The sequence below is a fragment of the Pseudolabrys taiwanensis genome (assembly GCF_003367395.1).
In the GTDB taxonomy this organism is placed as follows: domain Bacteria; phylum Pseudomonadota; class Alphaproteobacteria; order Rhizobiales; family Xanthobacteraceae; genus Pseudolabrys; species Pseudolabrys taiwanensis.
Genome location: NZ_CP031417.1, coordinates 1,961,569 through 1,982,899 on the forward strand (window position 1 = coordinate 1,961,569; position 21,331 = coordinate 1,982,899).

20 protein-coding genes are annotated in these 21,331 nt (G+C 65.5%); 10 read left to right on the forward strand and 10 right to left on the reverse strand.

The window, feature by feature from the left end; genetic code table 11:
• Nucleotides 1-232: 232 nt before the first annotated feature.
• Genes DW352_RS09440 through DW352_RS09465 form a run of 6 tightly spaced genes read left to right on the forward strand, consistent with a single transcriptional unit; the run spans nucleotide 233 to nucleotide 5,452 of the window.
• Nucleotides 233-1,435 carry an ABC transporter substrate-binding protein gene (locus DW352_RS09440; protein ID WP_162826877.1) on the forward strand — a complete coding sequence of 401 codons (1,203 nt, stop codon included), beginning with the start codon at nucleotides 233-235 and terminating at the stop codon, nucleotides 1,433-1,435.
• Between the two features lie 60 nt (nucleotides 1,436-1,495).
• Nucleotides 1,496-2,479, forward strand: coding sequence for a branched-chain amino acid ABC transporter permease (locus DW352_RS09445; protein ID WP_162826878.1), 984 nt, complete (start codon nucleotides 1,496-1,498; stop codon nucleotides 2,477-2,479).
• Nucleotides 2,479-3,321 (forward strand): branched-chain amino acid ABC transporter permease, encoded by an 843-nt coding sequence (locus DW352_RS09450; RefSeq protein WP_115690622.1) that lies wholly within the window; start codon nucleotides 2,479-2,481, stop codon nucleotides 3,319-3,321. The genes DW352_RS09445 and DW352_RS09450 overlap by 1 nt, the downstream gene beginning before the upstream one ends.
• The gene (locus tag DW352_RS09455) at nucleotides 3,318-4,076 is read left to right on the forward strand and encodes an ABC transporter ATP-binding protein (RefSeq protein ID WP_115690624.1); all 759 of its coding nucleotides are present in this window, start codon (nucleotides 3,318-3,320) and stop codon (nucleotides 4,074-4,076) included. The genes DW352_RS09450 and DW352_RS09455 overlap by 4 nt, the downstream gene beginning before the upstream one ends.
• A complete protein-coding gene (locus tag DW352_RS09460) occupies nucleotides 4,070-4,795 on the forward strand; it encodes an ABC transporter ATP-binding protein (RefSeq protein ID WP_115690626.1) in 726 nt (241 codons plus the stop codon). Before DW352_RS09455 ends, DW352_RS09460 begins: the two co-directional genes overlap by 7 nt.
• Nucleotides 4,796-4,834: 39 nt before the next feature.
• Complete coding sequence (locus DW352_RS09465; protein ID WP_115690628.1) at nucleotides 4,835-5,452, forward strand: MarR family winged helix-turn-helix transcriptional regulator; 618 nt, start codon at nucleotides 4,835-4,837, stop codon at nucleotides 5,450-5,452.
• 203 nt (nucleotides 5,453-5,655) lie between these two features.
• Here the strand turns inward: DW352_RS09465 and DW352_RS09470 are convergent, their stop codons facing one another.
• The 8 genes from DW352_RS09470 to DW352_RS09505 are packed head-to-tail and all read right to left on the reverse strand — an operon-like array spanning nucleotide 5,656 to nucleotide 14,729.
• The gene (locus tag DW352_RS09470; protein ID WP_115690630.1) at nucleotides 5,656-6,744 is read right to left on the reverse strand and encodes a mandelate racemase/muconate lactonizing enzyme family protein; all 1,089 of its coding nucleotides are present in this window, start codon (nucleotides 6,742-6,744) and stop codon (nucleotides 5,656-5,658) included.
• Between the two features lie 16 nt (nucleotides 6,745-6,760).
• Entirely contained in the window at nucleotides 6,761-7,726 is a 966-nt protein-coding gene (locus tag DW352_RS09475; protein WP_115690632.1) for a Bug family tripartite tricarboxylate transporter substrate binding protein, read from the reverse strand.
• A 33-nt stretch (nucleotides 7,727-7,759) separates the two neighbouring features.
• A complete protein-coding gene (locus DW352_RS09480; protein ID WP_245434386.1) occupies nucleotides 7,760-8,947 on the reverse strand; it encodes a CaiB/BaiF CoA transferase family protein in 1,188 nt (395 codons plus the stop codon).
• Between the two features lie 18 nt (nucleotides 8,948-8,965).
• Complete coding sequence (locus DW352_RS09485) at nucleotides 8,966-9,928, reverse strand: Bug family tripartite tricarboxylate transporter substrate binding protein (RefSeq protein ID WP_115690634.1); 963 nt, start codon at nucleotides 9,926-9,928, stop codon at nucleotides 8,966-8,968.
• A gap of 38 nt (nucleotides 9,929-9,966) precedes the next feature.
• Entirely contained in the window at nucleotides 9,967-10,740 is a 774-nt protein-coding gene (locus tag DW352_RS09490; protein ID WP_210209952.1) for a citryl-CoA lyase, read from the reverse strand.
• Nucleotides 10,737-11,897 carry an acyl-CoA dehydrogenase family protein gene (locus tag DW352_RS09495; protein ID WP_115690638.1) on the reverse strand — a complete coding sequence of 387 codons (1,161 nt, stop codon included), beginning with the start codon at nucleotides 11,895-11,897 and terminating at the stop codon, nucleotides 10,737-10,739. Before DW352_RS09495 ends, DW352_RS09490 begins: the two co-directional genes overlap by 4 nt.
• A 39-nt stretch (nucleotides 11,898-11,936) precedes the next feature.
• Nucleotides 11,937-13,481, reverse strand: coding sequence for a class I adenylate-forming enzyme family protein (locus DW352_RS09500; protein ID WP_115690640.1), 1,545 nt, complete (start codon nucleotides 13,479-13,481; stop codon nucleotides 11,937-11,939).
• Between the two features lie 36 nt (nucleotides 13,482-13,517).
• Nucleotides 13,518-14,729, reverse strand: coding sequence for an ABC transporter substrate-binding protein (locus DW352_RS09505; protein ID WP_115690642.1), 1,212 nt, complete (start codon nucleotides 14,727-14,729; stop codon nucleotides 13,518-13,520).
• Between the two features lie 119 nt (nucleotides 14,730-14,848).
• Between DW352_RS09505 and DW352_RS09510 the strand changes: the two genes are divergently transcribed.
• On the forward strand, nucleotides 14,849-15,610 hold the full coding sequence (locus DW352_RS09510; RefSeq protein ID WP_115690644.1) for an enoyl-CoA hydratase-related protein: 762 nt from the start codon (nucleotides 14,849-14,851) through the stop codon (nucleotides 15,608-15,610).
• 9 nt (nucleotides 15,611-15,619) lie between these two features.
• On the opposite strand, the gene DW352_RS09515 is transcribed toward DW352_RS09510, so the two are convergent.
• Nucleotides 15,620-16,432: a p-hydroxycinnamoyl CoA hydratase/lyase gene (locus tag DW352_RS09515; protein WP_115694335.1), complete on the reverse strand. Its 813-nt coding sequence runs from the start codon at nucleotides 16,430-16,432 to the stop codon at nucleotides 15,620-15,622.
• An 85-nt stretch (nucleotides 16,433-16,517) separates the two neighbouring features.
• On the opposite strand from DW352_RS09515, the gene DW352_RS09520 reads away from it, so the two are divergent.
• Nucleotides 16,518-17,456 (forward strand): LysR family transcriptional regulator, encoded by a 939-nt coding sequence (locus tag DW352_RS09520; RefSeq protein ID WP_115690646.1) that lies wholly within the window; start codon nucleotides 16,518-16,520, stop codon nucleotides 17,454-17,456.
• 9 nt (nucleotides 17,457-17,465) lie between these two features.
• Here the strand turns inward: DW352_RS09520 and DW352_RS09525 are convergent, their stop codons facing one another.
• Nucleotides 17,466-18,581, reverse strand: coding sequence for a 5-methyltetrahydropteroyltriglutamate--homocysteine S-methyltransferase (locus DW352_RS09525; RefSeq protein WP_115690648.1), 1,116 nt, complete (start codon nucleotides 18,579-18,581; stop codon nucleotides 17,466-17,468).
• Nucleotides 18,582-18,722: 141 nt separating this feature from the next.
• On the opposite strand from DW352_RS09525, the gene DW352_RS09530 reads away from it, so the two are divergent.
• Together DW352_RS09530 and DW352_RS09535 are read left to right on the forward strand one after the other, a co-directional pair.
• Complete coding sequence (locus tag DW352_RS09530) at nucleotides 18,723-19,361, forward strand: TetR/AcrR family transcriptional regulator (protein WP_162826880.1); 639 nt, start codon at nucleotides 18,723-18,725, stop codon at nucleotides 19,359-19,361.
• Between the two features lie 77 nt (nucleotides 19,362-19,438).
• Nucleotides 19,439-21,325: an AMP-dependent synthetase/ligase gene (locus DW352_RS09535; RefSeq protein WP_115690652.1), complete on the forward strand. Its 1,887-nt coding sequence runs from the start codon at nucleotides 19,439-19,441 to the stop codon at nucleotides 21,323-21,325.
• Nucleotides 21,326-21,331 lie beyond the last annotated feature (6 nt).

A 21,331-nucleotide genomic window follows, 5' to 3' on the forward strand; every position in this document is an offset into this window, starting at 1 on the left:
TTAGGCCTCGCTCCCTGCCGATGAAATAGGCAATTGAGATCGATTTCCTGCGATAATTGCCTAACTAACGAAGCTTTTCAAGTTTGTTGATCGGTGTTAGCGTTTGTTCCTGTGCGGGGCGTGGGGAGGCACACCCATCGGACCGCCGGAGTGAGAACAACGTCACAGCGCAAACACCGCTCGCGCAAAGAGCGGCGGCAAGGCGCGTATCGGGAGATGGAAGATGATCGGAATGCGTAACGCATTTGCCGGCGGCCTCGTCGCCGCCGCGGCACTGCTCACCGGCCTTGCCGGCGCGCAGGCGCAAAACGAGATCGTGATCGGCGCCGTCGTGCCGTCTAGCGGACCGTTCGCCGAATGGGGCCGCGCCAACACCGTGACGCTCAAGATGCTGGAGAAGCAGGTCAACGATGCCGGCGGCATCAACGGCGCCAAGCTCAAGCTCGTCATCCTCGACGACGGCGCCAAGCCCGCGCAGGCGGCCAATGCGCTGCGCAAACTTGCCGGCGACGACAAGGTGCTGGCGATCGCCGGCCCCCTCACCTCCAGCGCCTGCGAAGTGAGCTTCCCCGTCGCCAACCAGTTGGAGGTCGTCGCGACCTCGCAGGCCTCGTCCAAGCCGGGCGTCGCCAAGGCGAATCGTCCGTGGGCCTTCCGCAACACCATCGATGAAGGCATCCTCGCCAAGGCCTCGGTGCCTTACTTCAAGAAGACCTTCAACGTGAAGTCCGTCGCGGTGATCTACGACGCGAAGGACGCTGTCTCCAATTCGATCGCGACCAAGATCATGCCGGGCGTGTTCAAAGGCGAAGGCATCACCGTCTCGAACGAAAACGACCTGATCTCGTTCAATACCGGCGATCTCGACGTCTCCGCGCAGGTGACCAAGCTCAAGTCGCTCAACCCCGACGGCGTCGTCGTCGGCGCCGACTACAGCCAGGCCATTACCGTCATCCGCGAGATGAAGCGCCAAGGCCTGATCAAGCCGGTGATCGGCGGCACGCCGCTGATCTCCTCGGCCATCCTCAAGGCCGCGCCGGAAATTCCGGTCATCGCCCCGGCAACCTTCTACGCCACCATGAAGGGCGCCAAGGCCGAGAAGTTCGTCGCCGATGTCACCCCGCTCCTGAAGAAGGAATCGGGCCTGCCGCCGGAAATCGAGCCGAGCATGTATGACGCCAACATCTACGAGATCGTCAGCATGTATATCGACGGCGTGAAGAAGGCCGGCATCACCGGCAAACCGGATCAGCTCGCCGCCGAGCGCGTCAAGCTGCGCGACTACATGGCCAACCTGAAGGGTTATGAAGGCCTCGGTGGCCAGATCCACTTCAATGCCGACGGCGACGCCATCAAGCACTTCTTCATCGTGCAGGGCGAAAAGGGCGCCTGGTCGACGAAGGTGACCGGCTGCTCGGCCGACGGCGGCTGCTGATCAAGGTCGCGGCGCGGCTCGCGCCCGACGCGAGCCGCGCATGCCGCGTGGCGCCGGAAAGTGTCCTCCCCTCTGCCGGCGTCAGCGGTCGATTTCGTCTCGAACATCCGCACCAGCGGCCCTATGCTGTGGGCCGCCAAGCCATTTCAAGAAGACCTCGGAACGATGCTGCTGCAGCAACTGGTGAACGGCCTGACATTGGGCGCGGTCTATACGTTGATCGCCCTCTCCTTCTCGCTCGTCATGGGCATTCTCTCGATTCTGAACCTCGCCATCGGCGAGCTGTTCATGCTCGGCGGCTATCTCGGCTTTGCGCTGATCGCCGCGCATCTGCCGCTGCCGGTCGCGCTTCTCGGCGGCATGCTCGGCGCCGCCGTCATGGGCATCGTCATCGAGAAGGTGGCCTATCAGCCTTTGCGTGACGCGCCGCTGATCACGCCGATGCTGTCGACGCTGGGCTTCTCGATCATCCTGCAGAACGTCGTCACGAATGTCTGGGGCTCGGACCCGCTGCAATTGCCGTCCGAACTGTTCGACACGCGCATCCCGCTCGGCCCGATCAGCATCGGCGTGATGCAGCTCGTGGTGATCGGCGTCGCCGTGGTGCTGGTCGCCGCCGTCGCCTTCCTCATTCAGAAGACCTCGGCCGGCCGCGCCCTGCGCGCCGTCGCCGAGAACCGCGACGTCGCACGCCTGCTCGGCGTCTCGGCCGGGCGCGTCACGCTGCTCGCCTTCGCGATTTCCGGCGCGCTTGCCGGCGCCGCCGGGGTGCTCATCAGCCTGCATTACGCGGCGATCACGCCTTATATCGGCGTCGACACCGGCCTCAAGGCGATCGCCGTGATGATCATCGGCGGCACCACCCGCGTCTGGGGCGCGCTGCTCGCCGGGCCGCTGATCGGCATCGCCGAGGTGCTCACCATCGCCTATGGCGGTTCGCAGGCACGCGATCTCGTGGTCTACGGCCTGATGATCCTCATTCTCCTTCTGCGCCCGCAAGGTCTGCTCGGCGGCGCGCGCAGCGATGTCGGGCAGCGCGTGTGATGATGTCGACATATTACGCCGGTCTCTTCGCCGACGTCGGCATCCTGCTGCTCGGCGCCTTGAGCGTCTACATCATCCTCGCCACCGGCCAGCTCTCGCTCGGCAATGCCGGCTTCATGGGCATCGGCGCCTACATCGCTTCTTACCTGACGGTCGAACTGCACTGGCCGGTGACGGCGGCGCTGCTCGTCTCAGCCGTCGCCGCCGCCGCGATCGGCATCGTCGTCGGCTTTCCGGCGCTGCGGCTGAAAGGCATCTATCTCGCGATGGCCACGCTCGGCTTCGGCGAGATGGTGCGCAGCTTCTTCCTGGTGTTCGAACCGATGGGCGGCTCGGGCGGCTATCGCGGCATGCCGCACATCTCGCTCGGCTATATCTGGCTGTGGGCGGGCGGCATTCTGCTGTTGGTCCTCATCCTCGAGCGCTCGCGCCTGTGGCTGGAAATGCGCGCGGTGCATGACGACGAAACCGCCGCGGGCCTGGTCGGTCTCAACACAACGGCAGTGAAGATCGGCGCCTTCGGCTTCGGCGCCGCCGTGGCGGCGATCTGCGGCGGCCTGTTCGCGCATCATTACGTCTATATCGAGCCGGGCAATTTCGGCTTCGAACGGTCGATCGACTTCGTGCTGGCGGTGATCCTCGGCGGCTCGACCGTCGGCGCCGGCGCGGTCATCGGCGCACTGCTGCTGGTGATGCTGCCGGAATGGCTGCGCTTCCTGGTCGACTGGCGGCTCGCCGCGTTCGGCGTGCTGCTCATCCTCGTGCTGCTCACGCGCCGCCAGGGCATTCTCGATCGCGCGCTGATCGCCCGCCTCACCTTCCAGCGGAGGGCGGCGGCATGAGCGACGCGCTGCTCAAGCTCGACACCGTGAGCAAAGTGTTCGGCGGCATCCGCGCGCTGTCGGATGTCTCGCTCACCGTGCCGCAGAACCGCATCGTCGGCGTCATCGGTCCGAACGGCGCCGGCAAGACGACGTTGTTCAACGTCATCACCGGCGCCTATCGCGCCAGCGCCGGCGACGTCGTCTTCGACGGCCAGTCCGTCACGCAATGGCCCTCGCACCGCATCGTGCGCGCCGGCATCGCCCGCACCTTCCAGAACATCCGGCTGTTCGCCGGCATGACCGTGTGGGAGCACCTGCTGGTCGCCCAGCCGCATCAAGGCAGCATGCTGCGCCGCGTCCTGCCGTCGCGCTGGGCCGATCCGAAGGCTTGGGCTCGCGCGGAGGAAGCGCTGGAGATTTTCGGTCTCCAGACCTATCGCGACAGCATCGCGCGCACGCTCTCTTACGGCCTGCAGCGCAAGGTGGAGATGGCGCGCGCCATGACCGCCGGGCCCAAGCTGTTGATGCTGGACGAGCCGGTGGCCGGCATGAACCACGACGAAGCCGAAGAGCTGCGGCAGCTGCTGCTGCGCCTGCAAGGCCGCGGCCTGTCGATTCTGCTCATCGAACACGACATGGCCTTCGTCATGAACCTGTGCCACCAGCTCTACGTGCTCGACTTCGGCGCGCTCATCGCCGCCGGCACGCCGGCCGAGATCCGCACCAATCCCGTCGTGCTCGATGCCTATCTCGGGAGTGAGACCGCATGCTGAAGGTGCGCGGCCTTGAAGTGTTCTACGGACCGATCCGCGCGGTGCGCGGCATCGATCTAGACGTCGCGCAAGGGGAAGTCGTGGCGTTGATCGGCGCAAACGGCGCCGGCAAGACGACCACCGTGCGCGCCATCGCCGGGCTGACGCCCTTCCGCGGCGAAGTCTCTTACGATGGCCGCGCGCTCGCGCCCAACAGCGCCGAGCGCAATCTGCGCGCCGGCATCGCATTGGTGCCCGAGGGGCGCGGCATTCTCGGCTCGATGAGCGTCGAGGACAATCTGCTGATGGGCATCTACTGCCGCCGCGACCAGGCCGACGCGCTGAAAGACATCGAGCGCATGTACGAACGCTTCCCGATTCTCGGGCAGCGGCGCACGTCCATGGCGAGTCTCCTGTCCGGCGGCGAACAGCAGATGCTGGCAATCGCCCGCGCGCTGCTCAGCCGGCCGCGTGTGCTGCTGCTCGACGAGCCCTCGCTCGGCCTCGCGCCGAAGATCAGCGATTTCGTCTTCAGTCTGATCGCCGATCTGCGCAAGGAGGGGATGACCGTGCTGCTCGTCGAACAGAAGGCGCGGCAAACCCTCAAGGTTGCGGACCGTGCCTATTTGCTCGAAACCGGACGTGTCATTAAAAGCGGTGCGGCAGCCGAGCTGGCCGGCGATTCGACCGTTTCGGCGGCGTTCTTGGGGGGAACGTCAGCGGCCCAGCCGGGGCCATAACGGCCGCTTATCGGCAAGGTGGCAAGGAAGAGTCTCGAAATGGCAGCTCCAGCACGCAAACGTTCCGGCGCCCAGGCACAGCCGCCTGCGCGCAAGGGAGCGCGCCGCGCGCCGACGATTCCGCTGACGGTTTCCCGCCCCGAACTCCTGGTCAATGGCAGCGACGCCGAGTTCCGCCAGCTCGTTCACAATCTCTTCGGCTTCATGGCCCTGCACGAGCGCATTCGCGCGGGCCACGGCAAAACGATGGGGCTGGCGGGTGTCGAGTACACCGTGCTCATTTCCATTCTGCACCTCGCCGCGAAAGGCGAAGTGAACGTGAAGACCGTCGCCGATCACCTGCATCTGTCCGGCGCCTTCATCACGACGACGACGCGCAAGCTGCTGCAGCTCGGCCTCATCCACAAGACCATGGATACGGTCGATCGCCGCCGCGTGACGTTGACCGTGTCGAGCAAAGGCCGCGCCGCGCTCGAGAAGCTCGCGCCCATCCAGCGGCGCATCAACGACACCGAATTCGGCTGCCTCAGCCGCGAGGAATTCCGTGCGCTCAATTCGCTGCTCGAGCGCATGATCGCCTGCGGCGATCGCGCCGTCGCGCTGCAAACCTATCTGCTGTCCGGCAACACGCCGGAAGATCTCGACGCGATCGACTAACGCGGAGTCATTCCGGGTTCCGCTCGTCCCCGCGAAAGCGGGGGCCCAGGGGCCAAAAGCACCGATATTTCAAATGCCGCGCTGGATTCCCATCGCAAGTCGGCTGTGGCCGACTTGCGCACGATAGGTGGCGGACATCGGGTAAACCCGATGTCCGCGCGCGGGAATGAGCGGACGTTAGACCAGCCGAATTGCAAGCTGCTCTAGCACGGCATTGCCGTTGCGCAGCGCTGCACGGCGTCCCAATCGACGAGCGATGCCATCGACGTCGCCGGCGGCAGTTCGAGATGGCCGTCGGCGACCTTCGGCACGGCCGTGACGATCTGCTCCTGCATTGCGAGAAACCATGACAGCTCCGCCGGCAGCGGCGACGCATTCAGCGAACAGGCAAACTGCAGCCCCGCCAGCGAGCCGAGCGCGCTCTCGCCCATGAGGCCGACGATGCTGGCGCAGCCGGCCGCGTCCGCCAGACGCGACATGTCGCGCGCCACCGTCAGACCGAAGCGGCCGGGCTTGACGCTGAGCGCCCGCGCGCCCTGCTCGATGAACAACGCCGCATCGCGCAACGACGTGCAGCCGAAATCCACCAGCAGCGGCGCCGGCGATCGGGCCTGAAGTTCGCGAAAGCGTGCATCCGGCACGAAGCCGCACGGGTCTTCCACCATCACCGCGCCGGCATCGGCCATCGCCTTCACGTAATCGGCGGCCTCCGCCACGCCGTAAGCGCCGTTGGCATCGACATACAGCCGCACATCGTCGCCGACCGCCGCCCGCACCTCGCGCATCACGGCGCGGTCGACATCGACGCCCTGCCCGCCTTTGACCTTCAAGGTGCGGAAGCCGTAGGCGGCGATCATGTCCGCCGCTTCGCGCGCCATCAGATGCGGCGCCTGACGCGTCAGCGCCCAAGACAATTCGATGCGCTCACGTCCGCCCCATAGCGCGCGCCCAGCCGCGGCCGCATTGAGATCCCAGCATGCATTGTCGATCAGCACCTTGGCGGCGGCATTGTCCGGCACGCCATCGAGCGCGCGGCGCACGGCCGGTACGTCGCTCAGATCGAGACGCTTGATGATCGGGATGAAGATGTCCTCGATCGCGGCGGCGACGCTGCGCGCGGTGGCGCCGCACCAGGTCGGCTTCGGCGTGATCTCGGCGATGCCGACGGCGCCGCAGTCGCTCCGCAGCCGCAGCAGGACCAGCGGCGCCGCATGTTCGGTGACATCGCTCCAGCGGACCGGCCGCTCGTAGCGCAGCGCATAGGAAAACAGCGCATGATCGGACAGACGCATCGCCGTTGAGCCTCTCTCAATTCGCGGCGATACCGGCCTGCTTGATCAGTTCGCCCCACTTCTTGGAGTCGGCTTCGATATAGCGCGTCAGCTCCTCGGCATTCATGTAATCCGGCTCGACGCCGAGCTTCAGCATCTTTTCTTCGATGTCCGGCATCGCCAGGATCTTCTTGATCTCGCCGCCCACCCGCGCCGTGATCGCCGCGGGCGTGCCGCGCGGCGCGAACACCGCGTACCACGCCAACGCTTCGAAGCCGGGATAGCCCTCCTCCGCCACGGTCGGAATGTTCGGCAGCAGCCGGCTACGCGTCAGGCTGGTCACGGCGATCGCCCGCAGCTTGCCCGCTTCGACCTGCTGCATCAACGCCGGCAGTGTGAAGAACATGAAGTCGACTTCGCCCGACATGACGGCGGTCACCGCTTCCGCGCCGCTCCGGAACGGCACGTGGCGCATGACGACGCCGGACGCCTTCTGCAGCAGCTCGGCGGCAAGATGACCCGAGGTGCCGATGCCGGCGGACGAATAGGTCAACTGCTCCGACTTGCTGCGCGCCAGCGCAACGAGGTCTTTCACCGACTTCACCGGCAGCGAAGGTTTGACCACCAGGAGATTGGTGCCGGCGGCGATCATCGCCACCGGCGGCACATCCTTCATCGGCTCGTAGTTCAGCTTCTTGAACAGATGCGGCCCGACCGAATGCGTCGGACTGCCGCTCAGCAACAAGGTGTAACCGTCCGGATCGCTGCGCGCGACCAGCGCCGCACCAACATTGCCGCCGGCGCCGGTGCGGTTTTCGACGACCACCGGCTGGCCGATGGCGGCCGCCAGCTTATCCGCCACGATCCGCGCCATGATGTCGGCGGTCGCACCAGCCCCGAACGGCACAACCATACGCACCGGCTTGTCGGGCCAGTCCGCGGCCTGAGCCGCGATCGCCGGTACAAGCACAACAAGAGCGGCCAAGAGCCTGAACCATTTCATGTCAAATTCCCTCCCCTCGTCCCGGCGTTAGACTTATCTCTGTTCCGCGCGTTGCTGCGGCGGCGTGGCCGGCCGATCGCCGTCCTTGCTCGCGTGCAGCTCCGCCAAGACTTCCGCCGTGTGTTGTCCAAGCGTCGGCGGCGGCGTGAGCGGCAGGTCGCGTTTGCCGTCGATCAATACCGGCCGCTTGAGCATGGTCAGCATGCCACGCGCCGCATCGGCCTCTTGCGCGAAGGAGCCGAGATGCTGCACCTGCGGATCGGACAAGACCTCGGGGATGGTCTGGATCGGCGCGAACGGAACGTCGGCGGCCTCGAGCCGCTTCATCCAATGCGCGCGGTCCTTCGTGGCGAAGACTTTGACGAGCTCTTGCTCCAACTCGGCATAATTGCGCACGCGGCCGACGCGGCTGTTGAAACGCTCGTCGCGGTCGAGATCCGGCCGCTCGATCACGCCGAGCAGACTGTCCCAGAACTTCTGCGGCGACGACAAATGGATGGCGAGCAGCGCCCCGTCGGCGCAGCGGAACGCATAAGACTGCGAGCTGGCGACGCGCGTGCGCGGATGATTGTCGATCTGCATTAAGGTGTGGTTGGCGAAGGCGTCCGGTATGAACGACATCGCCGCCTCCAGCATGTTGACCTCGATGCGGCGGCCGCGGCCGGTCTTCTCGCGCTCGTAGAGCGCGCCGAGGATACCGTAAGCGGCATACATGCCGGTGACGTTGTCCGAGACGGTCGGCCCGCTGGCGACCGGTTTGTCGCGATCGAGCGTCACCGACGCAAGGCCGGACAAGGCGCCCGCGACAGCGTCGTAGGCCGGACGCTCGCTATAGGGACCATCCGCGCCGAAACCGGTGATGGAGCACCAGATGAGGCGCGGATAGCGGGTGCGGATCGTCTCGGCATCGAGCCCGAGACGATCCATGACGCCGGGCCGATAGTTGTCGAGCAACACATCGGCGCCGGCCAGCAGCGCGTTGAGGTCGGCCAGGCCTTCCTTGCTGCGCAGGTCGAGCGTAACGCTGCGCTTGTTGCGATTGAAGGCGACAAAGTGCGGGCTGTCGCCGCCGCCGCGAAAACTGCGGAACGGATCGCCACCGTCGGGCCGCTCCACCTTGATCACGTCGGCGCCGAGATCGGCCAGCATCAGCCCCGCGAGCGGGGCCGTGATCATCGTCCCCAGCTCGACGACACGCACACCTTTGAGCACTTCGGTCACAACAACGCCTTTCGTCGATTAGTTCGCCTGCGCGGTCGGCTTCATGATCTTCCTGAACTTGATCATGTTCGCCGCGAGATAATCGCCGAACTCCTTCGACGTGCCGCCGACGAGAATGGCGCCGATCGGCTCGAGCTTCTTGCGCACATCCGGATCCTTGAACGCCTCGTTGATCTCCTTGTTGAGGCGTTCGATGATCGGCTGCGGCGTGTTCTTCGGCGCGGCCAGGCCGTAGAAGGTGACGTAGTTGTAGTCGGGATAGCCGAGCTCGGCGATCGTCGGCACATCCGGCGCGCTTTCGAGACGCTTGGCGCTCGTCACCGCCAGCGGCCGCAACTTGCCTTCCGCAATGTACTGATCGGCGACGGCAACGCCGAGGAACATGGCCTTGATCTGGCCGGCGATGGTGTCCTGCATCGCCGGGTTGACGCCCTTATAGGGCACGACCACGGCCTTGATGCCGGCCATCGACTTGAACCAGTCGAAGCCGATCTCATGCGGGCTGCCCGGGCCCAAGGTGCCGAAGGTGAGCCACTCCGGATGCGCCTTCGCGTAGGCGACCACTTCCGGCAGTGTCTTCATCGGCACTTCTTTGGTATTGACGATGAAGATCAGCGGCACGTAAGCGAGGTTGATGATCGGCGCGAAATCCTTCTCCGGATCGTACGGCGTCTGCGTGCCGAGCACGGCGTTGATCGCCAGCGAGTCGAACACCATGCCGATGGTGTAACCATCGGGCTCGGCTTGCGCGAGCACGGCCGTGCCGGTGACGGTCGAGCCGCCGGGGCGGTTTTCGACGACGATGCGCTGGCCGAGCTTCTTTTCCAGGTGGGCGGCGAGCACGCGCGCCATCAGGTCGGTGCCGCCGCCGGCGGTATATGGCACGATCCAGCGGATCGGTTTGCTCGGCCAGTTGTCGGCCTGCGCCGCGCTTGCGCCGACCATGAGGGTGAGCGCCAGCAGATACTTCAAGAACTTCATCGCATCCTCCCAGATTTTTGTTTTGAGCTTCTTCGGACTCAGTCCTTTGTTTCGAACACTTCGCCCTCGGTGCGCTCCCAGATTTCGCGGGCCAGCGGGTTGCGCATCTCCTCGGCGATGTGGCCGACGAGGCCGACGGCGCGCGAGATCACCGCGACGCCGCGGCAGATGCGCCAGGGAAACTGCAACTCGCAGAGCACGGCGCCAATGGCGCCGGTGGCATTGATCGGCAACGAACGCGCGAGGCGGCGCTCCGCCTCCGCGCTGATGGCCTCGAGCAGCGCCACGTAACGGCCGCGGAAACCGTTGCGCTCGGCGATGGCGAACAGCACCGGCGTGCGCGGATCGATCGGCTTGTGCAGCGGATGGCCGATGCCGGGGATGACGGCCTTGCGCGCGGCGTAGTCCTCCACGATGCGCGTCGCCATCGCCTTGAGGTTGGCGTCCTCCGGCTGGTCCTTCAGGCTCTCCTGCAACAGCTTGGCGATCTGCTCGGAGCCGCCGGCAAAGACGCTGCCGACACCGAGGAGCCCGGCGGCGACCGCGCCCTGCAGGGCTTCCGGCGCCGCCAGATTGATGAGCCGCGTGGCGATCGCCTGCGGCGTCATGCCGTGCTCGACCAACGTCACCAGCAGCGCGTTGAAGACCTCGGCCTCCTGCGGCGTCGGCCGGCGGCCGGTGATCTCGAGGAAGGCCATCGAGCCGAGATCGATCTTGCCGAGCAACTCGCCCGGCAGATCGTGTCCGCGCACGACGATGCGATCCGGGCTGCTCCAGCCCATCTGCGATTTCAGCGGCTTCTTCGGTCTCACTTCAACCCCTCGCGTAGAATCTGTTTGGCCAGCGCCGTGCGCAGCACTTCGGACGGCCCTTCGGTGATCATGAAGCTGCGCTGATCGCGCCAGAACTTCTCGATCGGCAACTCAGTGGTGAGACCGATGCCGCCATGCAGTTGCAGGCAGCGGTCGGCGACGCGGAAACCCATCTCGTCGCCATAGACCTTGACCATGAAGGCCTCGGTGCGGGCGTCATGCCCGGCGTCGAGCTTGCGCGCGGCGTCGCGCACCATGAGCTTGGTCGCATGCAACTCGGTGAAGCAGTCGGCCAGAATCCACTGCACGCCTTGCCGTTCGGCCAGCGGCTCGCCGAAGGTCTTGCGCTGCTTGGCATAGTCGAGCGTCAGTTCCAGGCAGCGCTCGGCGACGCCGCAGGCGCGCGAGCCGTGCCGGATACGCCCCTCGGTGAGCCAGCGCTGCGCGGTGGCGAAGCCCTCGCCTTCCGCGCCGACGCGGTTCTCTTCCGCCACCTCGACATTCTCGAACACGATCTCGCAGGGCGCATCGCCCATCATGGTCTGATGCCGCGCGGTGATGCGCACGCCCTTGGTGTTCATGTCGACGAGGAAACAGGAGATGCCGCCGCGCGCGCCCTTGGCTGGATCAGTCACCGCGATCACCTGCGCAAAGTCCGCCTTTTCGGCGCCGGTGATGAAGCGCTTCACGCCGTTGATGACGTAGCCCTTGCCCTGGCGCACGGCGCGCGTGCGCATCGACGCCGGATCGGCGCCGGCATCGGGCTCGGTCTGCGCGAAACACGGCTGCTTCTCGCCACGCAGTACCGGATCGAGATAGCGAGCCTTCTGCTCGCCCTTCAGCGATTGGAGGATCGGACCGGTCGTCGGCCCGAACAAGGTGTGGTCGCGCGCCGGCACAGCGATGGTGCGCGACACTTCGTGCCAGAACACCGACATGCCGGCGAGGCCGAGGCCCTGGCCGCCGAGCTCTTCCGGCACGTCGAGCAGCCAGAATCCGGCGTCCTGCGCCTTGCGCTGGATCGCGCCGCGCTCGTCCTCGCTCATCGGCTTGCGCTCGAACGGCATGACTTCGCGCTCGATGAAGCGGCGCAATCCGCGTCTGAATTCGTCGAGCTCGTCATCCGACGGCGACACAGTGCCCTCGCTTCCCACCATCGCGTTCACGCGTCTCCTCGTTTCTCGGGGCCGATAGCATCAGACCTGCCGGCCCTGTTCGGTCCAGAACGGCGCGCGCAGCGCCTTCTTGTCGATCTTGCCGTTGAACAGCCGCGGCAGCGCGTCGACGAATTCGATGCTCTTGGGCTTCTTGTAGCTGGCGATGTTGGCGCGGCAGTGCGCGATCAGATCGTCGGCGCTCACCACGCTCCGCGTCACCACAAAGGCCTTGACCGATTCACCCCATTCCGGGTCCGGCACGCCGATCACCGCCGCCTCGCCGACGGCGGCATGCGAGCGCAGCGCCTCCTCGACTTCCCACGAATAGATGTTCTCGCCGCCGGAGATGATCATGTCCTTCTTGCGGTCCATGACGAAGACGAAGCGCTCGTCGTCGAACAAGCCGAGATCGCCGGTGTAGAACCAGCCGTCGCGCAGCGCGTTGGCGGTCGCGGTGCTGTTGTTCCAGTAGCCGCTCATGACGCCGGGCCCCCGCACGAGAATCTCGCCGATCTCGCCCGTATCGGCATCGCTGCCGTCGGCGCGGACGATGCGGATCTCGCAGCCGAGAAACGCCTGGCCGGCCGAGGCCAGCCGCCGCGTCTCGGCGGCGCTGCCTTCCAGCCTATGCTGCTCCGGCGTCAGCAGCGTCGCGACGATCGACTCCGTCATGCCGTAGATCTGCGTGAGGATCGGGCCGAAGGCCGCGACGGCGCGGCGCAAGGTCGGCACCGGCATCGGCGCCGAAGCGTAATGGATCGAGCGCAGCGCGCTGCGATCGACGATGTCGAGCTCGGCGCAGTCGAGCAGCCGCTGCACCATGATCGGCGCCAGATGCGCGCAGGTCACCCGCTCCGCTTCGAACGCGTGCAGGACATCGGCCGGATCGAACGCCGCCTGCAAGATGATGGTGGCGCCGACCATGGTATGCGACAGCTGCTCGATGCGGCCGCCGATGTGGAACATCGGCATGACGATCAGCATCGTGTCGGAGGTGCGCGCGCTCGTTTCCAGCGCGATGGCGCGCGCCGACTCGACCACGGCGCGATGGCTGAGCATCACGCCCTTCGGCTTGCCCGTCGTGCCGCTGGTATAGATGAGATAGGCGATATCTTCATCGCGCAGGGTGACCGGCGGCAGGGTGTCGGCGGCCTGCCGTATGATCTCCTCGTAAACCGCCGCCGTGCCGTGCGGCGCGTCGATGCAGACCGCGTGCCGGATGCTCGGCACGGCGGCCATCAGCGCCTCGGCATGGTCCTTGAACTGCGAGTGGAAGACGAGCGCCGCCGGCTCGCAGTCATGCCCGATCGCCACCAGCTCCCGCGCGGCGAGCCGGTGGTTGAGATTGACCACGACCAGCCCGGCGCTCTCGCAGGCGCCGAACGTCTCGAGATAGGCCGGGCAATTCGGCGCCAGCACGGCGACTCGCTCCTGCGCCCGCAAGCCGAGGCCGAGCAGCGCGTTCGCCAGGCGGAAGGCCCGTCCGGCGAACGCCGCATAGGTGATGCGAGCGCCCTCGAAGACGAGCGCATCGCGGTTCGGATGCAACAGCGCGTTGCGAACGATGATATCACGCAAGTTCATGGCCGATGCCTCCCAGACGGACGCGTTTGCCGCGCCTCACTTCGTCAGTTTGCAGCCGCTCTGTTCGAGGGTGAGGAACGCTTCCTTGCCCGGAACGGTCGAGACCAGCTTGTAATAATCCCAATCCGACTTCGACTCTTCCGGCGACTTGATCTGGAACACGTAAGCGTCGTGGATTTTGCGGCCGTTCGGCAGGATATAGCCCTTGCCGAACAGCGGATCGTCGGTCGGCAGCTTCTTCATCTCGGCGACGACCTTGGCGCCGTCATCGACGCTGCCCACCGCCTGCACCGCCTTGAGATAATGCAGCACCGCGCCGTAGACGCCGGCCTGCATCATGGTCGGATAACGGCCGTTGTTGCGCTTGGCCCAGCGTTCGCTCCAGGCGCGAGACTCCGGCGTGCGATCCCAATAGAAGGTCTCGGTCACGTAGAGCCCCTGCGCCGCGGCAAGGCCAAGCGCCTTGATGTCGGTGATCATCATCGACAGGCCGACCAGGACCTGGTTGCCCTTGGTGATGCGGAATTCCTGCGCCTGCTTGATCGAATTGGCGGTGTCGTTGCCGCCGTTGGCAAGCGCGATCACGTCGGCCTTCGATGCCTGCGCCTGCAACAGATAAGACGAGAAGTCCGAGCTGTTGAGCGGATGGGCGACCGAGCCCACCACCTGACCGCCATTGGCCAGCACGACCTTGCTGGTCTCGTCGCGCAAATTATAGCCGAAGGTGTAATCGGCGGTGAGGAAGAACCACTTCTTAAGGCCCTTTTTCACCAGCGCCGTGCCGATGGCGTTGGATTGCGACCAAGTATCGTAGGTCCACTGCACCGTATTGGGCGAGCAGCTCTTGCCGGTGAGCGCCGTGGTGCCGCCGGCGGAAATCAGCACCGCCTTGTTCTTGTCGCGCGCGATCTCCGCGACCGCGAGCGCGACCGCCGAGTTGCCGAGATCGGCGATGGCGTCCACATGATCGAGATCGAACCAGCGCCGCGCGATGCCGGCGCCGATGTCGGGCCGGTTCTGGTGATCGGCCGCGATGATCTCGATCGGCATGCCGGCGGCCTTGCCGCCGAAGTCTTCCGCCGCCATGCGCGCCGCGATGGTCGAGCCGTTACCGGTGCTGTCGGCGAAAACGCCCGACTGATCGTTCAACACGCCGATGCGTACCACGCCGTCGCCTGCGACAGCGGTGCCGCCCAAACAGAATACGAGCGCGCACGCGCCCGCGACCTTGCTCCAAACCGGCTGCATCAACTTTCCTCCCATCGATATTCGTTCTTGTTGAATTGCGATCAGATACGTTATGCGTGCAATGCCCTCCGGCATTCATTGCTGTGAACCGACATCGTCACATCGAACGGAACCAACCCATGACGCGGCCGAAGATCGTTATCGAACAGAGCAGTCGCGGCATCGTCGGCTTGACGCTGGCGCGCCCGGACAAAGGCAACGCGCTCGACGCGGAGATGCTCGCGCAGCTGCTGACGACGTTCGATCGCCTCGACGCCGATCCGGGCGCGCGCGTGCTCGTCATCCGCGGTGAAGGCAAACATTGGTGCAGCGGCGCCGACGTCAGCGGCGGTGTCGGCGATAGCCACGACGTGTCGATCGTCGATGTCTGCACGCGGCTGAACGTGCTGACGAAGCCGACTGTCGCGGTCGTACACGGCGCCTGCATCGGCGCGGGGCTTGCGCTCGCCGCGTCCTGCGATGTGCTGCTCGCGACGCCGGAAGCGTTCTTCGCAATTCCCGAAGTGCGCCTCGGCTTTCCGCCGGTCGAACTGATGCCGGTTTTCGTACCGGCATTCGGCGCCCGCTTTCTGCGGCGCTATCTCTTGAGCGGCGAGCGCTTCGCCGCCGATGTCGCGCTGCGCGTCGGCTTTGCCCATGCCGTCCATCCCGCAACAGCGATGGCGGCCGCGGTCGACGAAACCGCCGACGCTTTCCTCCGTGCCGCGCCCGGCGCCCTCGCCAACGGCAAGAAGCTGCTGCGCCGGTTCGCCGCCGGCGAACAGGCCGAAGACCTTCACGACCTCCACGCCCGCTGGATCGCGGGCGAGGAGGCCCGTGAAGGCCTCGCAAGCTTCAAGGAGAAGCGGCATCCGGGCTGGTACCTCCCTACAGGCGCTTGAGCGCTCTTGTCAGCCCGGGTGCGACTCGAGACCGGGGCGATACTTGCCGTTGAGGAAGTCGCCGATGCCTTCCTTGCGCCAGGCGTCGTTCTGGCGCTGCACCAGCTCCAGTTCCTTCGCCATGGCGAAGTTCATCGCCGCTTCCCAGGTCATTTCGAGCGAGAAGCGATAGCCTTCCTTGGTGGCGCGCAGCGCGTGCACATCCTTGGCGGCGATCTTGCGGGCGATGGCCATGGTTTCCTCGATCAGCTTGGCCTTGGGGAACGACTTGTTGATGAAGCCGATCTTCGCCGCCTCGACGCCGTCGAAGTTGTCGCCGGTCATCGCGTAGAACAATGCATCGCGCGGGCGCATCAGGTTGGCGAGTGACTTCGACACGCAGCCGCCGGGGAAGAGCTTGAAGTTGATTTCCGAGAGACCGAACACGGCCTCGTCCGCCGCGAAAGCCAGATCGCAACCCTCGACGATCGAGAAGGCGCCGCCGAAGCAGAAGCCGTTGATCATCGCGATCACCGGCTTGGGATAATAACGCAGCGTGCGGCCGCGCCATTCGGTAGCCATCTTCCACACGGCTTCGTATTCCGCCGGCTTGTCCTTGAGCTCGATGAAAAACTCTTTGAGGTCCATGCCGGCGCAGAACACATCGCCGGCGCCGGTGATGACGACCGCGCGCGCCGCTTCGTCATTGCGCAGGCTTTCCAGCGCCTCCGTCATTTCGCGGTGCAGCGTCGGGCTCATCGCGTTGCGCTTGCTGGGGCGGTTCAAGGTGATGATGGCGACCCCATCATTCTTATCGACCTTCAAGGTTTCGTACTTCGCCATCATAGGCTCCCAAGACAGTTTCTGAGCCTATCTTGCGCCGCTTTTATTATTTGTCCAATTGCATGTTCCAATTTATAATATTAGCATGATTAATATACGGAACATCGATCTCAACCTCCTCGTCGTGTTCGAAGCACTGATGCAGGAGCGTAATGTCACGCGCACCGCCGACCGCCTCGGGCTGTCGCAGCCGGCGATCAGCCTGTCTCTGCGGCGGCTGCGCGAAAGCCTCGACGATCCCCTCTTCATCCGCACGCGCGGCGGCATGCGGCCGACGCGTCGCGCCGAACAGATCTTCTCGTCGGTCGCGCAGGCGCTCGACTCCGTGCAGAACATCCTGCAGACCGGCACGTCGTTCTCACCGAACCAGGCGCAGCGTTCATTCAACGTGATGATGTCGGACATCGGCGAGATCATCTATCTGCCGCGTCTCATTCAAAAGCTGCGGCAGGTCGCACCGGGCGTGCGGCTGTCGGTGCGCCGGCTCGCCCGCCCGCGCGTGCATGACGAGCTCGCGTCCGGCGGCATCGACCTCGCGATCGGCTGGGTCGAGACCACGGCCGACCTGATCCGCGACGACCTCTTCGACGAGAAGTTCGTCGGCATCGTGCGGCCCGATCATCCGCGCATCGGCAAACGCATCAGCCTCGCGCAGTTCGCGTCCGAATGGCATCTGGTCGTCGGCCGGCAGGAACTCGCCTCCGACAGCCTCTTCCTCGCCGCCAACGACAAGCGCGAGCAGGCGTTGGCGCGCGCCTTCCGCCAGCGCAAGGTCGCCGTGCAGGTGCCGCACTTCCTCGCCGTGCCGAACATCATCAGCCACACAGACTTGATCTGCGTGGTGCCCCGGCAGCTCGGCGACATCTACGCCGAGCTCGGCCAGGTGCGGCCCGCCACGCTGCCGCCGGGCTTCGGCTCCTTCACCGTGTCGCAGTTCTGGCACAAGCGCTTCGAGAAGGACCAGGGCAGCCTCTGGCTGCGCGGCGTCGTGCGCGAATTGTTCGCCTCGCCGCAGAACAGGTAGCGACGCGCGCTAGCCGCCCCAGATCGCCCGCGCCGTCTCGACGATCAGCGCGAGTTTCGCGCGCTGATCGGCCTCGGTCACCGGATTGCCGGCGACAGTCGAGGCGAAGCCGCATTGCGGCGAGATCGCCAACCGGTCGAGATCGATGTAGCGGGTCGCTTCGTGGGTGCGCGCCTTGAGCGCGTCGACGTGCTCGAGCACCGGCAGCTTCGAACTGATGAGACCCAGCACCAAGCCCTTGCCCTTCGGCACGAAGCGCAACGGCGCGAAATCGCCGGCGCGCGGCGTGTCGTATTCGAGCAGGAAATGATTGACCTTGGTGTTGGCGAAGAAGCGTTCGGCCACCGACTCGTAGCCGCCGGCGCCGAGATAATGGCCCTTGAAGTTGCCACGGCACATATGCACGCCGACGACGACCTCCGGCGGACAGTCGGCCACCGCCTGATTGATGCTGTCGATATAGAGGTCGACCAGCTTGTCCGGCTCCATGCCGGACTTGGCGATCACGTCGCGGATGCCCGGATCGCAAAGCAGCGCCACCGCCACTTCATCGAGCTGGATATAGCGGCAACCGGCCTTGGCCAGCGCCGCGATCTCCTGTTTGAAGATCGTGGCGAGGTCGGCGAAGAAGGCATCGACGTCGCTGTACGCCGCTTTGTCGGCGAAATCGTTGCAGCGGTAGAAGTGCATGGTCGACGGCGCCGGCAGCGTGATCTTGCCGGTGACCTTGGTCACGCCGTGCAGGAATTCGTACTCGTCGAGCGCCAGAGGTTGCTTGCGGCGGATTTTGCCGTTGGCATAGGGCGCGGTGAACGCAACCTCGTGGCCCTGGTCATTGCGAAACTTGAACGAGGCTTCCTTGATCTCGAAGCCCTCGATCCGCTCGACGAAACGGCCCCAATAGGAGCCGCGGCGGAATTCGCCGTCGGTCACGACCTGCAGCCCGACCTCCTCCTGCATCGCGACGACGTCGCGGATGCATTGATCCATGATGCGGTCGAACGCCGCGTCGTCGATTTCCTTGGCGGCATGGCGGCGGAAGGCCTGCTTCAGGGCCGAAGGCCGCAACAGGCTGCCGACATGATCGGCGCGGAACGGTGGGCGGCCTTTCGCCAGCGGGGCCATGACATCCTCCCTCGATATTTTTCTATAGCTCAATAGATAGAATTTAGATCGCCGCCGTGGCAAAAGACAATGGCCTCGGATGGAAGTCGCCTTGTGCGGTGCACATCGCTTCCGGGCCTCAGTTCAGGAGCGAAGCGGCCGATGGGCGTCGCCAGCCTTGCCTCCCCCCGTCGCGCGGCCAATCAGCGCCGCCGCGCGCCGCAGATCATCGAAGCCGCCGCCCGCGTCTTCGCCGAGCGCGGCTATCACGGCGCCACCACGCAGGACATCGCCGATGTGCTCGGCATCCGCCAGGCGAGTCTCTATTACTACTTCTCGTCCAAGGAGGCGGCGCTCGAGGCCGTCTGCCTGAAAGGCGTGGAAGGTTTTTTCGATGCCGCCAAGACCATCGCCGCCGGTCCCGGCAGCGCGCAAGAACGCCTGACTTTATTGATCAATTCGCATTTGTCGCCGCTGATCGACCGCCGCGACTTCGTCAAGGTTTTCCAGAACGAGCGTAAGTTCCTGCCGGCGGAAAGCCGCAAGCGCATCGGCCGCTGGTCGCGCGGGCTGGAGCGCATTTTCGAGGACGTGATCGCCGAGGGCGTCGCCAAAGGCGAATTCCGCGCCGATCTCGACCCGCGGCTGACGACACTCGCCATTCTCGGCATGTGCAACGCAGCAACGACCTGGTACCGCAAGGAAAACGTGCCGGTTTCGCACATCGCCAAGGAGTTCGCGCGATTGGCGCTGCAGGGCATCGATGCGCCGGAAGCGGCGCGCCGTCCCCGGCGCCGCTGAGACAATCGCGGCTATAGACTCGCAATTCGATTGAGCTATAGAATTTAGCCAGAGGAAACGCGCGAAGAGAGCGCCGAATGACCGCGTCCAAGACGGTCGATCGAGAACGCTTGCGCCGCACCACCGCTTTGCACTTGTTGTGCGAGCGTGCGCGGACGCTTCCGGATTCTGTTGCCTTCCGCTCCAAGCACTTCGGCATCTACCGCGAACGCCGCTGGCCCGATTACGCCCGCCTGGTCGCGCATACCGCGCGCGCGTTGCAGGCGCTCGGCATCCGCAAAGGCGAGCGCCTCGCCATCATGGGCGACGTCTGCGAAGAGTGGATGATCTGCGATCTCGCCGCGCAGGCGCTCGGCGCCATCGTCTACGGTATCTATCCGACGGCCTCGGCCTCGGAAGTCGAGTACCAGATGCGCGACGGCGGCGCCTGCGTCTTCATCGCCGAAGACCAGGAATATGTCGACCGCATCCTGCCGATGGCCGACAAGCTGCCCGATCTGCGCGCGATCGTCGTGCTCGACGATTCCGCCATGTTCGGCTACGCGCACGACAAGCTGCACCGCTTCGACGCCATGCTGGCGGCCACGCAACAGCCCGGCCTCGCCTGGCTCGAGGCCCTGATCGCGGACCTCAAGCCCGAAGATCCGGCCTTCATCGTCTACACCTCCGGCACCACCGGTCATCCGAAGGGGGCGCTGGTCACGCACGGCAGGCATCTTGCCGCCACCGACACCGTCCTGACGCATTATCCGACCTTGTGCGAGAAGCCGCATCGCACGGTGGTCTATCTGCCGATGTGCCACGTGCTCGGCCGCGACGTCGCGATCACCTTGCCGTTGATGTCGCGGCTGGTGCCGCATTTCGGCGAAGACCCGGAGGACATGGCGACGACCTTCTTCGAAGTCGCGCCCACCGCCCTCTTCACCGTGCCGCGCTATTTGCAGAAGTTCGCCTCGCATGTGCTGGTCGGCATGCTCAATTCGAGCAAGATGAAGCGCGCGACCTACGATCTTGCCATGCGCTTTGCCCGCGCGCACACCAAGCGCCGCTGGGCCGGCAAGGCGACCCCCGCGCAAGAGGCGCTCTATCGCGTCGTGCAGGCCGCCGTGTTCAAACCGATCCTCAACAAGCTCGGCTTCGACCGGCTGGAGCTCGTCGTCAGCGGCGGCGCGGCGCTGCCCGCCGAGACCATGGCCCTCTGGCATATGTACGGCGTCAACTTGGTGGAAATGTACGGCCAGACCGAGGAGGCCGGCGGCATCGTCGCCGGCCAGCGCGGCCCCTTCCCCCGCCCCGGCAATGTCGGCTCCGTCGTCGACGGGCTCGAACTGCGGCTGGGCGGCGAGGGCGAGATTCAGGTGCGCGGCCCGGATCTGTTCGAGGGCTATTGGCACAACGACGACGCGACGCGCGCGGTCAAAGGCGATGACGGCTGGCTGCGCACGGGCGATATCGGCGAATGGCGCGACGGCGCGCTGCGGCTCGTCGATCGTGCGCGCGACTTCATCGTCACCGCCGGCGGCAAGACGATCTCGCCCTCGTTCATCGAGAACGTGCTGCGGGCAAGTCCCTATGTCGCCGAGGCGGTCGTGTTCGGCCACGGCCGCAAATATCTCACCGCAATCGTCGAAATCGATTTCGACACGGTCGCCGACTGGGCGCGCGCCAACGACGTCGCCTATACCGGCTTCACCAGCCTGGCTGCCCATCCGCGCGTCGAAGCGCTGATCAAAGCCGAGATCGACCGCGGCAACGGCGAACTGGCGCGCGTCGAGCAGATCAAGTCTTTCCGCATCCTGCCGAAGGCGCTCGATCCGGAAGACGAGAACGAGCCGGTGACACCGACGCGCAAGGTCAAGCGCAACCTGATGTACGAACGCTTCAAGGCGCTGGTCGACGGCATGTACGACGACAGCGAAGAGCGGCTGATCGCGGCAAGCACCGGTCAGGCGCTGGCAGGCTGACAAGAC

Bases quoted from the DNA above. Each gene is read 5' to 3' on its own strand.
- DW352_RS09465 (WP_115690628.1), top strand. From the start codon at position 4,835: ATGGCAGCTCCAGCACGCAAACGTTCCGGCGCCCAGGCACAGCCGCCT.
- DW352_RS09475 (WP_115690632.1), bottom strand. From the start codon at position 7,726: ATGAAATGGTTCAGGCTCTTGGCCGCTCTTGTTGTGCTTGTACCGGCG.
- DW352_RS09485 (WP_115690634.1), bottom strand. From the start codon at position 9,928: ATGAAGTTCTTGAAGTATCTGCTGGCGCTCACCCTCATGGTCGGCGCA.
- DW352_RS09450 (WP_115690622.1), top strand. From the start codon at position 2,479: ATGATGTCGACATATTACGCCGGTCTCTTCGCCGACGTCGGCATCCTG.
- DW352_RS09515 (WP_115694335.1), bottom strand. From the start codon at position 16,432: ATGGCGAAGTACGAAACCTTGAAGGTCGATAAGAATGATGGGGTCGCC.
- DW352_RS09505 (WP_115690642.1), bottom strand. From the start codon at position 14,729: ATGCAGCCGGTTTGGAGCAAGGTCGCGGGCGCGTGCGCGCTCGTATTC.
- DW352_RS09495 (WP_115690638.1), bottom strand. From the start codon at position 11,897: ATGGTGGGAAGCGAGGGCACTGTGTCGCCGTCGGATGACGAGCTCGAC.
- DW352_RS09525 (WP_115690648.1), bottom strand. From the start codon at position 18,581: ATGGCCCCGCTGGCGAAAGGCCGCCCACCGTTCCGCGCCGATCATGTC.
- DW352_RS09510 (WP_115690644.1), top strand. From the start codon at position 14,849: ATGACGCGGCCGAAGATCGTTATCGAACAGAGCAGTCGCGGCATCGTC.
- DW352_RS09470 (WP_115690630.1), bottom strand. From the start codon at position 6,744: ATGCGTCTGTCCGATCATGCGCTGTTTTCCTATGCGCTGCGCTACGAG.
- DW352_RS09440 (WP_162826877.1), top strand. From the start codon at position 233: ATGCGTAACGCATTTGCCGGCGGCCTCGTCGCCGCCGCGGCACTGCTC.
- DW352_RS09535 (WP_115690652.1), top strand. From the start codon at position 19,439: ATGACCGCGTCCAAGACGGTCGATCGAGAACGCTTGCGCCGCACCACC.
- DW352_RS09455 (WP_115690624.1), top strand. From the start codon at position 3,318: ATGAGCGACGCGCTGCTCAAGCTCGACACCGTGAGCAAAGTGTTCGGC.
- DW352_RS09520 (WP_115690646.1), top strand. From the start codon at position 16,518: ATGATTAATATACGGAACATCGATCTCAACCTCCTCGTCGTGTTCGAA.
- DW352_RS09460 (WP_115690626.1), top strand. From the start codon at position 4,070: ATGCTGAAGGTGCGCGGCCTTGAAGTGTTCTACGGACCGATCCGCGCG.
- DW352_RS09530 (WP_162826880.1), top strand. From the start codon at position 18,723: ATGGGCGTCGCCAGCCTTGCCTCCCCCCGTCGCGCGGCCAATCAGCGC.
- DW352_RS09500 (WP_115690640.1), bottom strand. From the start codon at position 13,481: ATGAACTTGCGTGATATCATCGTTCGCAACGCGCTGTTGCATCCGAAC.